The sequence below is a fragment of the Vibrio sp. M260121 genome (assembly GCF_036533715.1).
GTDB lineage: Bacteria > Pseudomonadota > Gammaproteobacteria > Enterobacterales > Vibrionaceae > Vibrio.
Genome location: NZ_JATABF010000031.1, coordinates 56,969 through 72,242, shown reverse-complemented (window position 1 = coordinate 72,242; position 15,274 = coordinate 56,969). Strand labels below are relative to the sequence as shown.

Here is a 15,274-nt window from a genome sequence, read left to right as displayed (position 1 = left end):
GGCATAATGTGAATTAACAGAAGGGTTTCAGATGACGCCTTTCTGTCTCACCAAATCCCACTAAATCCCGCCAAATCTCACTTAAAAACGCACATATTGTTTTTATTTTTGGTCTTCCGGATTTTTATTTTTGGTCTTCCGCCGTCAGGTGAAATCTGTGTGCCTTCTGCAACAATCAAACCCGCTGATGCGCGCTGTGCGTAGTACTCAGCCATCATGTCGTTTGCGACGTTACCAGGTTGACTTGCACGAGAACGAGTCATTGGTGGCATAACGATACGGTTCTGAAGGGTTAGAGAACCAAGTTGTACAGGTTGAAACAATGTATCTTTCATGACTAACCTCGTTATTTGCTTGTTTGAATCAATTCGATTTGGTAACCGTCAGGATCTTTGATGAATGCGATATGAGTTTCACCACCTTTCATTGGACCGGGTTCACGAGTGACATTGCCACCAAGTGCTTTGATTTTGTCGCATGCGGCGTAAATATCTTCACAACCTAATGCCATGTGACCGAACGCATTACCTAGGTCATAACTGTCTGTGTCCCAGTTGTAAGTCAGTTCAATCGTTGCGCTGCCTGGTTGGTCTGCGTTACCCACAAACACAAGTGTGTAGCGGTATTCTGTGTTTTCGAAGCGATCAAGTTCGCTCATACCAAGAACTTTGGTGTAAAACTCGATGGACTTATCTAGGTCAGCCACGCGGATCATAGTGTGAAGAAATTTCATATTTAACCTTCTTATCTCGGCTTGTGAGGCGATGTCGGAGTGACAAAGGCATTTCAACAAGCAACGTTGTTGAAGCTAAAGATAAAGGCATTTCATGCAAACATGAAATTATCATTGATTATTGTTTGTATAATATTCTGTTATCAAAATCGTGGGGTATTTGATCATTTTGGTGGCTCATTAATCGAAGTGAAAGCGCGAGGCACTTTAACCTTTTATTTTTAATATAAATTACTTACAGTGATTGGTTATTGGATTGAATGCATACTCATGGAAACAAAAGGACAGCGGATGAATGAATCAGTGTATCGTGCAATGTCTTGGCTGAAAGGAATACTGGATAAGCAAGATATTCGTTACCAGATTGTCGGAGGTTTCGCCGCCCACCTTCATGGTGGTTCTCGGCCTATTGCTGACATTGACCTCTATTTAGAAAAAGAGGATGTACATGCGCTTCTACCGTTCTTTCAACCTTTTGTAAGTAAACCCCTTAAACACTACTGTGAAGAAGGGTGGGACTTAGAATACCTTCAACTGATTTATGAAAACCAGAAAATCGAAATTGGATTGACTCCGGGGACGAAGATTTTCAGCACCTCAAACCAACAATGGGTATCGCTTGATATTAATTTGGCCGAATCCGTACAGCGCGATTTTCATGGGCTAACTTTGCCGGTCATCAATGCAAGCTCTCTTGTTGAGTACAAACGAATCCTCAATCGAGAAGTCGATCAAATCGATATCAAAGAGCTAGAAGAAATCCAACAAGCGGATGGGGCTCAATCAAAAAATCAATTAAATTAGACATGATTAAGGAAAGGATGCCATGAATGTCTCTCTGAGAGAGGTTACGAAACAAAACTATGAACTCGTCTGCGACTTAGACGTAACGAAACCACAAGAAGAATTCGTAGCATGCAACATGTGGTCGCTGGTGGAGTCTTTCTACAACGAAGGTCATGTGGTTCGTGCAATCTATCTAGGTGAGGAAGCTGTTGGTTTTTTCATGTGGGTTTATGAAACAAGTGATAAAGTTTCTATTTGGCGTTTTATGATTGATGCCAAACACCAAAACAGAGGGATAGGGCGAGTTGCATTAAAACTGGCGCCGAACCTCAAACAGATTGAGATCTGTTATAACCCGACTAACCCAGTCGCTAAACCTTTCTACAGTCACTTTGGTTTTGAAGAAGTTGGTATGGATGAGGATGGTGAGGATATGTTGGCAATCATCGAACTCTAACGCACATACCATGAAAAAGGGGTCAGCACAGCTAACCCCTCCGATTCAGAATTTGAAAAACCGCAATGGTCGCGTCTAGCTCCCTCTATCGGCCTTTCATTTTGCGTTTGTTACAGCAAGCAATAATTCGAGCTCTTCAGGTGTCAGTAAGTCTTTGTTTTTCAGGACTTCACTTTCTTCTAAAGAAAGCCGCGTCTGGCTTATTAAGTATTTTTTTTGAGTTGGCGTCAGATCCTTGAGCGAATCTATCAACTCTTTAAAATTTGTGTTGTTCATAGCCTAGCATTTCCAATTAACGTAATATTTTTTATTGTTTTGTCACTAATCCATGTTGGATAAGTAATCAGTTATCTGTTGGTTTATCGTAACCAACTCTTTATTAACTATAGCCAGATCCCCGCTATCTGGTGCGATATTATCTCTTGTATGCTCCTCTATATTGTTAAGTGCTGATACTGCTGACTCCTCTCCAAAGCTTGAAAGGATGCCTTTTAAACTGTGTGACAATAGGAACAACTCAGGCCAATTTTGGTCTTGGTTAAGCTGATTAATACGGTCCAATCCATCTTCGTAGTCTTCCATATAGGTTGAGAAAGCAGCAAAGATAATATCGACATCGTTGTCCATATAAGTATTGAGTACTTCGAAATTGATCATTGCTCATCTCCACTGTGTGGCTTGTAGGTTAAAAGGAGTTGGCAACTGGGACGAGTAAGAGCCGGATAGGTAATCTTTGAGCCAGTTAGACCAATTGGGTGGTAAAGGACGCTGAGAAAGAAATTCAATGCTCTCGTCCAATATAATATCTGTGGCATCAATGCTGTTATCAGAGAGTTTTTTGAGTCGCATCTCGGCGGAAAACGGGTATCTTTTGTTAAGAGCCTCATCGTTATTGTTCCCTTGAGTCATGGGTTTTAGAGTCGTTCCCGTTTTTGCTGCTAATAAGGTTCGTAAACAGCGTTTGATGGCAAACTCACCAAAAAAGTCCATCAGTGGTATCGCTTGTTTAAGGATAAGCGATGGGGCTTTACTTGGCGTAGCGTAATAGTAGCTAAGGGATTGCATGAGCTTTCGGTGGGCGTACTCGGGACGAGATTCTAGTAAGAGCAATTTACATTGCATCATGTGTTTAAAAGCCGCCAAATCGATTCGTTGACTCCGATTGAGTTGTTTCTCTGCAAGTAAACAGAACTCATTGAGTTTGTTGAGCACTCGCTTCTTCTCATTTGCACTGGAAAGTGTTTTAAAATGGTCACTCACTAAATCTACGTAGGTATTCATCGCAGGAAGCCACTGGGTGTCGGTCGAAGAAACATTGGAAGCATAAAGGTAACCGACTTCATACAGCCGATCATACTGTTCTAGTTTCGATAAGATTCTGGACACGGTGACAAGCCTAGCGCTGTTGCTAGTGGTTAACTCGAATGCTCGATTAGCGAGGATTGAAGCGTTATTGTGCTGTCCAAGCGTTTCGTATAGCCCAACAAGGTTATCTATCGCTCTTAAGCACAGTGGATTGTGCGTGACGTAATTTGCCAGAACTTCAACAGCCTCGCGTATCTTGCCTTTCTGGTGGAGTAAGAAAGCCTCAGCGCAGATCCGACTGGCGTGTTCTTTGTCATTGCAAAAAGGAAGAAAGTGCTCCAGAACTTCAAACTGTTTCGTGTCCACTAAGGTATCGATTAAGAGTGATTCAACACAAACGCTGTTCGCGTATTTTTTGTGTAGCTGCGCGACATCTGTGAGGGAAAGTTTCTCGACTCTGCTCAAGTATTGTTTCACTTCGGCAAGGTGATGTTGCTCTTGCAAAGCGGTAAGCATTTTAGTCTGCAACGCTTTTGTCTGTAGAGGCTTAGTGAGTAGGTGTCTAACACGGCCAGAAAGTGCAGTTAGGACAGTCTCTTGTTTCGCATCTCCTGATATCATGAGTACCGCGGTGGTATCGGATATTAGTTTTGCGCGGCTCATTAAATTGATCAGATCTAAACCAGTGAGTTTTTTCGAAAGGTGATAGTCGATAATGATGAAAGAATAGAAACGTGTTTTTATTGCGCTCAATGCTTGCTGAGCACTATTAACGCATGTGATGTTCGACATTTTTGCCCCGAGCGAAACCAGTTGATGTTTAATCAACGTTGCGGATGTGGAGCAGTCATCTATGACTAAAATACCGATGTTATCGACTTCAAACTTCCCTGTAGTCAAACTTCTACCTATTTTTACGGATTGGCACACTCTAAAATAAAGTTAGTCACCAGTTTGCATAAAGGCAAGTGATTGTTAAGACAAAGAAGGGGCAATATGCCCCTTATCAACTTTTGTAGGCGTTAACTCTGTTCAGCTTCCGTTTCTACGCGTTTTAAAAGCTCATTCGCTTTCTTCATTGCTCTACGTGCACTCTTAGATTTACGTTTGTTTAACAAGATATCGGAAAACTGAAGGTACTTATCTGCAGTCTGAAATCGTAGATCGTTGATATCTTGAAAGCCAGGTGGGAAGTTTTCAGCGAACGCGTCAATATCTTTCACCAGCTTATCTAGGTTAACCGTCGTACGAGCTTGTTTTAATCGGTAGTGCAACCCTTCAAATTCTTCTTGGTAGAGAAGTCTTGCTGCATCAGACGGAAAAGCTAGAGGGTTAGTACTCTCTTTGGCTGTTTCGTACAGTTTCATTTCGAGCACGGCATCTTTCATGGCATTGCTAAAAGCCAAGTTTTCTTGGTGTTCTTCGGATTCAGCAAAGAATGTATTGCCCACCTTAATCAAGGTCACTAAAGCGGCGGCATCTCTTAACTGAAGGGCTTCATTTAGGTGTTGTCCAAAAACTTCACTGGCAAGAGAGCTTGGTGTGAACGGGTAGTCTTGGTGGATCTCATGCAGCTCATTCTTAAGATCATAAATCGACTTCTCGTCTTCAACTTGAGCATAAACGGATTTTTCTAAGTGGCTGTTTATCTGCCGTGCAATCGATAGAAGCGTTGAGTGCTTACTTGATTGAATATCCAGTGCCAACACTTCAATCTTATGTGAGTCCGGGTAGTAAACTTTTGCCTGTTGCAAGATGGATTCAATTTGATCGTAATTTGGGTAAGTGGTGACATCGGAATTCAGTACATCATCGATTTTCGATTCAAACTCGCCCAGGAGATGAGGCTTATAAAGACGTAAAAAACCTGCCTCAATCACAGGGTGTAGGCCTTGTTTGTTGTCTATTAACGCTTTTGTGTCTTCTGGTAATGTATTGAGTAACTGTTCGGCCAATTCGATGGTTTGGTCTTTCTCTGCCAGTGCTAGGTTTAGTTTGGAGATCGTATCCTGCTGCTGTTGATAGAACATGCCAAGTCCAGCCAATAAAGCGACACTTGCAGCAATACCAGAGTACAAAGGCCAACGGTTTCTATTGAGTCGTGTTTTTATATCAACACAGTTCAAGCCTTGAGGTACGGTTCCTGTTGCAAAAGCATTAGCGAATAGACGCCACTTTGAGAAAGGTAAATTGGTTGGCTTCCTCACTTTAATACCTTTTTTCAACGCTTCATCTACAGGAGTTCGACCATAAGGGTGCTTGCAGCTTAAAAGTTCAAAAGTGATACAGAAGAAGGCAAAAAGGTCGTCACTGAATTTAGGCTCTTTACCCGACAAAATGTCTAGTGACGCATAATTTGGTGTATAGCCAAGTGTGTCTGTATCTTGGGACTTCCGCTTAGCGGCGTATTGGTCATGTTTTAATTGCTGAGTTTTTGATACACCAAAATCTAACAGTTTCACTTTTCCCTCAGACGTGAGGATGACGTTGGCAGGTTTTAAATCGGCATGAACGACGCCGAGTGAATGCGCATACGACAACGCGTCCAGCGTTTGATTAAGAATCGATAGGGCAGCGTTGTATCTTAACCCGTCTGGTCGAGAGCGTTGAATTATCCCTTCCAAAGTTTCACCATCAACGTACTCCATAACAAGGAAATAAATGTCACCATCAACACCAAAGTCGTAAACGCGGATAATATTCGGGTGGCTTAACTTCTGAGTTTGTTGTGCTTCACGAATCAGCATGCGTGCGGTCTCAGGCTGCGAGGCATACTCATTCTGGAGAACTTTAAGTGCGACATATGGAGTATCGGAACCGGACGATTCGAGGATCTTGTCTTTCGCTAAAAAGACATCACACAAACCACCATGACCAATTAAAGACTCGATTTCATACCGGTTTTTGATTGTCTCACCGAGTAAAGAATCAGGACGCTTTTTATGAGCGCTGTTCTCGAAGTTAGAGTGAGGGTTACCCACTGGTGGAATAGTGTTTTGATTATGAGACACTTTTGTAATTGTCTCATTATTATTTTGGGCTGAGCCTTCATTATTTATATTACCCATCTTGTCGTTTGTATTTTCTCTTTTTTGAGTCTTTACAATTTTTGTTTTATCACCATTTGAATCTTTATTTATAGAATTGTTTTTACTTTGGTCGTCCATCACGAGGCTCCATATAAAATGATGGTGTGAATATATAATTCATCAACTAATGAAAAATAGTTAAATGTTGATTTCTCGGTAAAGCTAACATCGGTTTTTTGACGAATGAAAAATTTAGCGTCAAAAATTTGAACCTCGTTGTATATTTTGTTCTGGGTAATAATCCTCGATTGCTTTGCTGTAAATTTAATTCATTATTCCGTTCGTGAAATCTAATTATTATTTGATTAGGCATTATTAACTTTAGTGTTAATAAGATGTCGCCTAACTATTAAGAACTAAATTTATATATTAAGCAGTTCCTTTGGCGAGGTTTACATGACGTTGGTTTTAACCATTACGAGCTTTCATAAGTTCACACCAGAGATAGACAACGAATTCATTTTTGACGCGACAGGCGAGCATGAGAAAGTCAGTTTTGGTCGCTCAGAACAGTGCGATTGGACGTTGCCAGACCCTGAAAGAGTCATTTCAGGTAAGCATGGAGAGTTGATCAAGTTTGGTGACAAATACTTGATTAAAGATCTCTCCACTAATGGCACTTTTGTAAACAACGCAGTCAGCCCTGTTGGTCAAGGAAATGAATTAGCACTGAATCATGGTGATGTAGTGACCCTCGGCGATTATCAAATTCAAGTTAACCTTGAAGAACGTCGCATTGACGATTCATTAAATGAGGCTAATAAAATCAATGAAGTAGGTGAGAAAGTTGCTATTGAAAACTTGGCTCACGACAACTTTGGTTTGAATGCCTCAGATCTATTAAAAGAGAGCGTTTCTTCCGAGTTTCAACTAGATATCGGTCTCATGGATGACTTTTTAGACGCACCTACATCTCACTCTCAAGATGACCGAGAAGAAGAAAAGCTGCCTTCCCATACTCCAATCTCACATGAGTTCGATGAGAAAAACGTACAGGCTTTTATTAGAGGTTTGGGTATCAACCCAAATATGGTCCCAGATGAAGGCAGTGAGCAATGGTTTGAGCAGTTAGGTCAATCGTTTTCCCTGATGCTATTAGGCTTAATGGAAACATTACACAATCGTGCCGAGTTTAAACAAAATAATCGTTTGAATCATACGGCGTTTAGAAAATCTGAAAATAACCCGTTAAAATTCTCGGCTAGTTTAGAAGACGCAATTCATAATTTATATAATCGCCAATCGGTAAGTTTTATGCGAGCTGATATTGCGATAAAAGAGGCGTTCTTTGATATAGAAAATCATGAGCGAGCCTTAATGAAAGGTGTCGAGGGTACTGTATCAAGTGTTATGTCATTAGTAGAACCAGCAACGATTTATTCTGATGCGATGTCCAATGATAGTGTCTTAAATAAATTAATACCGGCGAGAAAATATGCATGCAGTTGGAAAAAGTTTGAAAGTATTCATCATCAATTGACAGATGAAGTTATAAATAAAGAATCGCCATTTTATTTAGAAGATTTTGCAAAGCATTATGAAAGCGCGTTAAAAACTAAAATTTAAGGGATGATGATGAAAACGATAATGAAAACTCTAGTGCTATTTTTTGCTGCACTGCTTACGGGCTGCTCCGCTGCAAACCTTGTGGTTGCCCCTTACGCTGATTTAGAGCTAGCTGCAAAACACAACATTAACCCTGATTCAAATGGCAGACCTTCTCCAGTCGTTATTTATGTGTTTGAGCTCACTTCTTCGACGGTGTTTGAAAGCCAAGATTTCTTTTCAATATATGAAAACTACGACACGGTTTTGGGGCCAGATTTAGTTAACAAGTATGAGATATCGCTAACGCCTGGCCAAGAAGAGGTTTATCACGCAAGTATGTCCGCTAAAACGAAATATCTCGGCTTAGTTGCGGCTTTTCGAGATATAGAAAACTCAAATTGGCGACAGGTGATTAAGGTTGATCAAACCGGGTACAACACCTACCAAATTCAACTAGACGATTTGTCTTTGTTCGTTAACTAATCTTGATTGGCGATAAAACCATGACACATTACTCCCGCACAGCATGGTGTGAGGGGATGTTTTTACGTCCTCAACATTTTCAACAAAGCGAACGTGCGATAGAACAAGAATTCAAGGGGCTAAATCGCTTTCAACACCCCTATAATTGGGGCGTTTACAAAGTCCGTGTTAACTCAAACAGCCTTAAAGAAGGGCTGGTGGAAGTTGAGAGTATAGACGCAATTCTGCCTGATATGACGGTCGTCCAACTACAGAATACGAGCGCTGAGCTCAGCCCTTTGAGCATTGAAAAAGGTACGCAAGACACGCTCGTAAAGCTAACCGTGCCGGCGAAGAGCTTGAAAGAGAAAATGGTCGCTGATGTTAGCGAAGGCTTGGTGTCGCGATATTTGTTGAAAGATATTGATGTTATTGATGTTCAGACAGGTCAAGACGAAGAGTGTATTCAAGTCGCATCATTGAACATGGCGTTGAAAGCGAACAATGAAAAGCTTTCTGGTTTTGTTGAATTGCCCATTCTAAAAATTAAAGAGGTAACAAGTGAAGGTGTCGTTATCTTGGATGATGAATTCACGCCACCGAACCTAAATGCGCTTAATGATCAAGCCATGATGAGCTGTCTTAAAAACGTTTCTGCAATGACTAAGATTCGTGCTGATGTCGTCTCTCAACGTCTGCTTCAAGGAAAGATGGCTTCTGCATCAGCGGTGGATTTCATCATGCTACAAATGCTAAACCGATATGAGATGGTTTTTAAGCACCTAGGAAAATTAGATCAAATTCATCCGCTCGAGCTTATTACTTTATTGAAGGGCTACGTCGGCGAACTCTCAACATTTTCTAGTAAAACGAAGCGTCCCCCTGAGTTGTCTGATTATGATCATATAAACCTGACTCCTGTTGTTCAGGAACTTAACCAAGTGTTAAGCCAATACTTAAGCGTTGTACTCGACCAGACTGCTAATAAGTTACCGTTAGAAGCTCGCCAACTCGGCATACACGTCACTCCATTGCCAGACAAGCGACTACTTGATTCCAGTCAGTTCGTATTAGCTGTTAAAGCTGATACGAGCACCGAAGAGATTAGACGATTGGTACCAGCGCAACTTAAGTTTGGGCCAGCAGAACAAATTCGTGACCTCATTAACAACCAGATTAATGGCATCAATGTTGCGCCACTCAATGTCGTTCCGAGGCAGATTCCTTATCAAACCGGGTACGTCTATTTTGAAGTCATCAAAAAAGGGCCTTTCTGGAATAGGCTAAAAGAGAGTGGAGGCATCGCTCTACAGTTATCTGGCCAATTTCCGAATGCAGATATTGAGCTTTGGAGCATTAACCAATAACGGGTGACGTCACTATGGAACAGACAATTATTAAGCCAACGCCAGGCGGAAGGCCAGTAAGCGCTAAAGTATCTCAGCCACAATCGGCAGACAGTACTGTGGTGATTTCAAAAAGCACCGAGGTTGTGAACAATGACACGGTAGTCGCCTTTGGCACTAACCCAATACTGGCGGAAGCTAATGGCATCCTTTCTATCATTGGTCAGATAAGAGCAACGGCGACGCACTCTGATGTGTTCTTTTTAAAAGAAACGTTAGCGCAGAAATTAAGAGATTACGAGAATCGACTACGTCAGAAAAACATTAACTTAGAAACGATAGATACGGCACGTTACTGTTTGTGTTGTGCTATTGATGAAGCGGTATTGAATACAAATTGGGGTAGCCAATCTGCTTGGAGCCACGATTCATTATTAACGTCGTTTTATTCGAGCAGCCAAGGTGGTGAGGCATTTTATCAACGCCTTGAGAAGTGTATGTCTTCTCCTGAGTCTCATTTAGATCTTCTTGAATTAATGTATGTCTGCTTGTCCTTGGGCTTTGTTGGTCAATATCGACTAGAGAAGAACGGACTCGAAGCGCATCGTCGTTTGAGAAAGCAGGTGATGGTGACGCTCAAGAATCATGGCCGAGGTCTGCAACAAGGCTTGAATGATAATGTTGAAGCCCGTCTTCTTAATGGTGCGCAAATCTCTGAACGAGCGCCTTTATGGGTTGTTTGCTCGGTCACACTTGCTTTGTTGGTGTGTATTTTTATGTACTTTAGTTATGACCTCAACAAAGCCTCCAACCAAACCTTTACCAACTTAATCAACTTGATCGCTCCGGCACAAGTCGAGTCAACGGCTCAAACTGATTCTCAAGTTACCGATATTGCTGAACGTATTTCCATGTATCTCGCGACAGAAATAAGTAAAGGTTTAGTCACGGTAGACGCGCTTCCAGATCGAGTTCGAATCTCCATCAAAGCTCAAGATCTCTTTGAGTCTGGAAGTGCCGAGGTTGTTGAATACATTCAGCCCGTGATATCCAAATTGGCTCGAACATTAGAGGCGACAGAAGGGAAAATCTTGGTCGCAGGACATACCGATGACAAGCCAATTTTTACCAGCAAATATCCTTCTAACTGGCACCTCTCTCTGGCTAGAGCCACCGCGATGTCTGAGCAGTTAATCGCAAATAGTGCGTTAGAAGGACGTGTGTTGCCTGAGGGGTTAGGGGATGCGAGGCCGTTGGTCGATAACACTAACGACGAGAACCGAGCGCTTAATCGCCGAATCGAAATTGATCTAATGGTTGCGAACTAAGGAAAGTGAGATAAATGAGTATCCGAGAAGTAGGCAAAATCTTTACTCAACGCTGGTTTATCGGCTTAGTTGGTGTCGCAGCTTGTTCAATCTTTATATGGGCTGTTGGGCCCCTAATTACCGTCGCAGGTTATGAACCGTTAAAGACGGATTTTCAACGTCTCGTCAGTATTTTAGTGTTGGTTTTCGTTTGGGGGATCTTCAATCTTACGAAACAACACAAGCAAAAAGTCAAAGAAGACGAGAGTATTCAGACTTTGTTAGAAGTTGACTCTCAATCGGATAAAGAAGCCGCCTCTGAAATAAATGTCTTGCAAGATAGGATTGAACAGGCAATTAAAGTCGTGACTAAAACGCATAAAGGAAAACGCAGCCTTTATGAATTGCCTTGGTACGTTTTGATTGGTCCTCCTGGTACGGGTAAAACAACGGTTCTCAAGCAGTCTGGCTTGGAGTTTCCTTTGGCTGAGTCAATGGGTACAGATTCGGTCGCTGGGGTTGGTGGCACTCGACATTGCGATTGGTGGTTCGCGAACAAAGCGGTGCTAATTGATACTGCAGGGCGCTACACCACGCAAGACAGTCAGGAAAAGGTCGACTCAAAAGCTTGGCATGGGTTCCTTGGACTACTTAAAAAATACCGAACTCAGAGACCAATCAATGGCGCTATCGTGACGGTGAGTTTGGCCAGCATGATGTCGCAGACTCGCACTGAGCGCAGCTTGCACGCAAGAGCAATTAAGGCTCGTTTACAAGAGTTGAAAAATCAATTAGGCATGCAATTTCCAATCTACGTACTGCTTACTAAGATGGATCTCGTCGCGGGGTTTAATGAGTTTTTTTCTGACTTGAGTAAAGAAGAGCGAGACGATCTCTTTGGTTTTATGTTCCCTCAAGATTGCGAGGATGAGAAAGGCGTTATTTCTCTTTTTAATAAAGAGTTTCATCACCTATTAGAACGTCTTGATGCTCGAATGTTGAGGATCCTTGAAACTGAAGATGATCTTGATAAGCGTGCGCTTATCTTCGAGTTTCCGAAACAGCTGCGTGTACTACAGGCAAACTTAGATGAGTTTCTAACCGATATTTTTGCTCAAAACAGCTTTGAAGAACCGACTCTCATCCGTGGTGTGTTTATGGTGAGTTCGGTTCAAGAAGGGATCCCTGTTAGCCGTTTAATGAATGAATCCACAAGTGGGTTGGGACTTGGCAAGCTTGGGCTATCAATGAACAATCGAAGTTCTGATAGTTACTTTGTCAAAAACCTATTTGATCGAGTGATTTTCAAAGAGCAATTGCTTGGTACGGTGAATCGTCATTATCAAAAACAGTCTAGTTGGCTTCATCGAGGCGTTTATATCGGATGTGCAGTAGCACTGGCAGGTGCCACGGGCGTTTGGTTCACAAGTTACCAGTGGAACGTGAACCTTATTAATCAAACCAATAAGCAGACTGACCATATCAACGCAATGATAGGCGCGGATAGCTTGGACTTTGATTCAGATATTATCAGTGCAATAGAAACGCTTGATCGCATCATGATGTTACCGCTCGGAAAACAAAGCGATTATGAAGACGAAACGGCGATCAAAAAATTTGGCCTGTATCAAGGGGATAAGGTCTCTCAAGCGGCGAACAATGCTTATACCTCTACGTTAAATAAGCACTTTGCCCCAATGGTGCTCCAGAGTCTTGTCTCTGAAATGGAAGGAAACCAAGAGCATCGTCAATATCTATACGAAACACTCAAAACTTATTTGATGCTGTTTAACCCAAATAAATATCAGCAAGAGGAAGTTCTGAGTTGGTTTGGTTTCTACTATGAACGTCATTACCCAGGTGTACTTAATGAGATGCTAAGAGAGCGCTTAATGACGCACACTCGAAACTTGCTGGACAGCAATGAGCGAGGGCTTTCTTACGACGAATCATCGGTAGCGAAGGCTCGAGAAGTCTTAACGCAAATGTCTTTGCCGGAACGTGCTTACCAACGTATGAAGTTGCAGTTTGCGAAAAGTCATGTGCCTTCATTTAGGTTGACTGACGTTCTGGGACCTAAGGGCTTAGAGCAGTTCGAACGAAACAGTGGTAAGCCACTATCGCAAGGTATTTCCGGTTTTTACACTTACAACGGATTCCATAGCATTTTTCAAATTCAAATTAACCGCACGGTAAAAAGTTTGATGGAGGAAAACTGGGTCTATGGGGACGATTTAAAAGCGCATGAAATTGACCATGCAAACGCTATTCGAGGTGTACAAGAGCGCTATTACCAGGATTATATCAATGAGTGGAAAAACCTGATTGAAGACATCCAGCTTAAACAGGCGCCAAGTTTAGAGTTGGCTTCCGCTCAGGCGAGGGTGCTATCTGGTGTCGAAAGGCCAATTGAATCACTACTGCGTGCGATTCAAAAAGAAGTGGGCTTAACGAAAGTGGTTTTGTCAGAAAACCAAAAAGCCGCCTCTGAGGTTGCGGGAAATGTAGCAAAGGTGAAGTTTTCAAATACGGCTGACAAGCTCGATCTGTATTTACCTGAGGAAAATGCATTTAACGTAGCCTTGCCCGGGAAAGAAGTGGAGCAACACTTTACTGAAATTCTACGTTTGGATGAGCAAGATTTTGACGACATTCAGCAAGCAATGGTTAATCTGCGTTCTTACTTGTCTGATCTATCAAGCTCAGGGAACAATCAAAAGATTGCTTACAAGAGTATTCTGGATGGAACGGTTACCCAAGATGTAGCTGCTTCTTTTGAGCGGGCGCGAGAGTTGCTACCAAAGCCATTTAATCAATGGTTAGGTGAGTTGTCTCAAGAGTCAGTGAAATTTGCTGAGAGTGGTTCTAAAGATCACCTAAACCAGCTTTGGCAAACGCAAGTAGTAAAGCCGTATCGTCGTTCTATCGCGGGACGTTATCCTTTTGTTTCAAATGCGGCCAAGGAAGTGCGACTTAAAGATTTTAAACGTTTCTTCGGCTATGGTGGAACGATGGACTCTTTCTTTAAAGAGTATCTCGAACCATTTGTGGACACCTCCTCTAGACGCTGGAAACTTGAGAAAGAAATCGGTGTGAGACCAGAAACATTAGCGGTGTTTCAACAAGCAAAGCGCATTAGACAAACGTTCTTTGAATCTGATAACTCGCTGAGAGTAGAGTTTGGAATGAAGCCAGTCTATCTAGACCAACATATCACTCGCTTTGTATTGGAGTTAGGTGAACAAGACCTCGTTTATAAACATGGTCCAGCACGTGCTAAATCGTTAAGTTGGCCAGCAGGTCAAGATCAAACTCGAATCGTATTTACGCCGCCGGAATCAAAGCGAGAAATTGCTCATACATATGAAGGTGAATGGGGCATCTTTAGATTGCTAGACCAATCGCTTAAAGCGCGTCCGGAGTCACGAAAAGACAACATCGTGATGATTGATCTCAATGGTAATAAAGTTCAGCTGGAGCTGATCCCTTCGAGCACGGTAAACCCATTCTGGTCAAATGAAATGGAGAGGTTCCGATGTCCACAAACGCTTTAACTTCTTCTTGGGGATACATAGGGAAAATGCCGGCTAAAGGGGATTTCGTTAAAGACGGTTTGTCCCAAGAATTTACTGGTCGTTGGCACGACTGGCAGCAAGCGGTGATCGCCGTTAGCCGTGAGCAACTGGGTGAAGATTGGAGTGAGTATTTTTTGACTGCTCCTATCTGGCATTTTGCGCTTGATGTTTCTTACATGGAAGACGCCACTTATATCGGCAGTGTCATTCCGAGCGTGGATTCGTCAGGTCGCTATTTCTTTTTTACGGTGGCGCGCGCAGTACAGGGACCTGCGGTGAACTACTGGCAACAGAGTGACTGGACACAGCATAGCCAAAACCTTGCAGTTGCCGTATTGAGTGATGAATTTGTTTTCGATGCATGGGCACAAGGGCTGACAGACTCTGACAATCTACCAACCGAAGAAGCTGGCGTAAGCCAAGTTCCAACGATGGTTTATGAAAGTGAACTGTCCGTCATTTATCAGCGCTCGTCGCAGCTATCAGTGAACAGCCTCTTGAATCGAATGATTGGTAAGGACTACAAAACGCCTTGCTTTTGGTGGACAGCCGGTTCGGACAACGTCGAACCGTGCATGTTGGTGACATCTGGTTTGCCCTCGATAGGACAATATTCAGCAATGCTAGACGGCAATTGGCAAAAGTGGAACTGGTAGGAAGCGAATA

The 15,274-nt window shown here is 42.4% G+C and carries 13 protein-coding genes and 1 pseudogene; 8 read left to right on the top strand and 6 right to left on the bottom strand.

Features of this window, described 5'->3' with window-relative positions; all coding sequences use genetic code 11:
- Nucleotides 1-140: 140 nt before the first annotated feature.
- Both QTO06_RS16585 and gloA read right to left on the bottom strand, forming a co-directional pair.
- Nucleotides 141-335, bottom strand: a pseudogene (locus tag QTO06_RS16585) (oxidoreductase); the annotation flags it as partial.
- An 11-nt stretch (nt 336-346) separates the two neighbouring features.
- Nucleotides 347-733: a lactoylglutathione lyase gene (gloA, locus tag QTO06_RS16580; RefSeq protein WP_010452114.1), complete on the bottom strand. Its 387-nt coding sequence runs from the start codon at nt 731-733 to the stop codon at nt 347-349.
- A gap of 291 nt (nt 734-1,024) precedes the next feature.
- Here gloA and QTO06_RS16575 point away from each other — a divergent pair, with 291 nt between their 5' ends.
- Entirely contained in the window at nt 1,025-1,537 is a 513-nt protein-coding gene (locus QTO06_RS16575; RefSeq protein ID WP_331408998.1) for a MazG-related protein, read from the top strand.
- A gap of 22 nt (nt 1,538-1,559) precedes the next feature.
- The gene (locus QTO06_RS16570; RefSeq protein WP_331408997.1) at nt 1,560-1,976 is read left to right on the top strand and encodes a GNAT family N-acetyltransferase; all 417 of its coding nucleotides are present in this window, start codon (nt 1,560-1,562) and stop codon (nt 1,974-1,976) included.
- Between the two features lie 96 nt (nt 1,977-2,072).
- Here the strand turns inward: QTO06_RS16570 and QTO06_RS16565 are convergent, their stop codons facing one another.
- From QTO06_RS16565 to QTO06_RS16550, 4 genes are all read right to left on the bottom strand, one after another.
- Nucleotides 2,073-2,252, bottom strand: coding sequence for a hypothetical protein (locus QTO06_RS16565; RefSeq protein ID WP_009705290.1), 180 nt, complete (start codon nt 2,250-2,252; stop codon nt 2,073-2,075).
- Between the two features lie 45 nt (nt 2,253-2,297).
- Nucleotides 2,298-2,633 carry an Hpt domain-containing protein gene (locus QTO06_RS16560; protein ID WP_331408995.1) on the bottom strand — a complete coding sequence of 112 codons (336 nt, stop codon included), beginning with the start codon at nt 2,631-2,633 and terminating at the stop codon, nt 2,298-2,300.
- A 3-nt stretch (nt 2,634-2,636) separates the two neighbouring features.
- Nucleotides 2,637-4,181 (bottom strand): response regulator, encoded by a 1,545-nt coding sequence (locus QTO06_RS16555; RefSeq protein ID WP_331408994.1) that lies wholly within the window; start codon nt 4,179-4,181, stop codon nt 2,637-2,639.
- A 122-nt stretch (nt 4,182-4,303) separates the two neighbouring features.
- On the bottom strand, nt 4,304-6,448 hold the full coding sequence (locus QTO06_RS16550; RefSeq protein WP_331408992.1) for a serine/threonine-protein kinase: 2,145 nt from the start codon (nt 6,446-6,448) through the stop codon (nt 4,304-4,306).
- Between the two features lie 318 nt (nt 6,449-6,766).
- Here QTO06_RS16550 and tagH point away from each other — a divergent pair, with 318 nt between their 5' ends.
- From tagH to tagF, 6 genes are read left to right on the top strand one after another with little or no spacing between them, the layout of a single operon-like run.
- Nucleotides 6,767-7,936, top strand: coding sequence for a type VI secretion system-associated FHA domain protein TagH (gene tagH / locus QTO06_RS16545; RefSeq protein WP_331408990.1), 1,170 nt, complete (start codon nt 6,767-6,769; stop codon nt 7,934-7,936).
- Nucleotides 7,937-7,945: 9 nt separating this feature from the next.
- On the top strand, nt 7,946-8,401 hold the full coding sequence (gene tssJ / locus QTO06_RS16540; protein WP_331408989.1) for a type VI secretion system lipoprotein TssJ: 456 nt from the start codon (nt 7,946-7,948) through the stop codon (nt 8,399-8,401).
- 20 nt (nt 8,402-8,421) lie between these two features.
- Nucleotides 8,422-9,747 carry a type VI secretion system baseplate subunit TssK gene (tssK, locus tag QTO06_RS16535; protein ID WP_331408988.1) on the top strand — a complete coding sequence of 442 codons (1,326 nt, stop codon included), beginning with the start codon at nt 8,422-8,424 and terminating at the stop codon, nt 9,745-9,747.
- A 14-nt stretch (nt 9,748-9,761) separates the two neighbouring features.
- Nucleotides 9,762-11,054, top strand: a complete 1,293-nt coding sequence (gene tssL, locus QTO06_RS16530; protein WP_331408987.1) for a type VI secretion system protein TssL, long form — start codon at nt 9,762-9,764, stop codon at nt 11,052-11,054.
- A 14-nt stretch (nt 11,055-11,068) separates the two neighbouring features.
- Nucleotides 11,069-14,587, top strand: coding sequence for a type VI secretion system membrane subunit TssM (gene tssM / locus QTO06_RS16525; RefSeq protein WP_331408985.1), 3,519 nt, complete (start codon nt 11,069-11,071; stop codon nt 14,585-14,587).
- The gene (gene tagF / locus QTO06_RS16520; protein WP_331408982.1) at nt 14,569-15,264 is read left to right on the top strand and encodes a type VI secretion system-associated protein TagF; all 696 of its coding nucleotides are present in this window, start codon (nt 14,569-14,571) and stop codon (nt 15,262-15,264) included. Before tssM ends, tagF begins: the two co-directional genes overlap by 19 nt.
- The last annotated feature ends 10 nt before the right edge of the window (nt 15,265-15,274 follow it).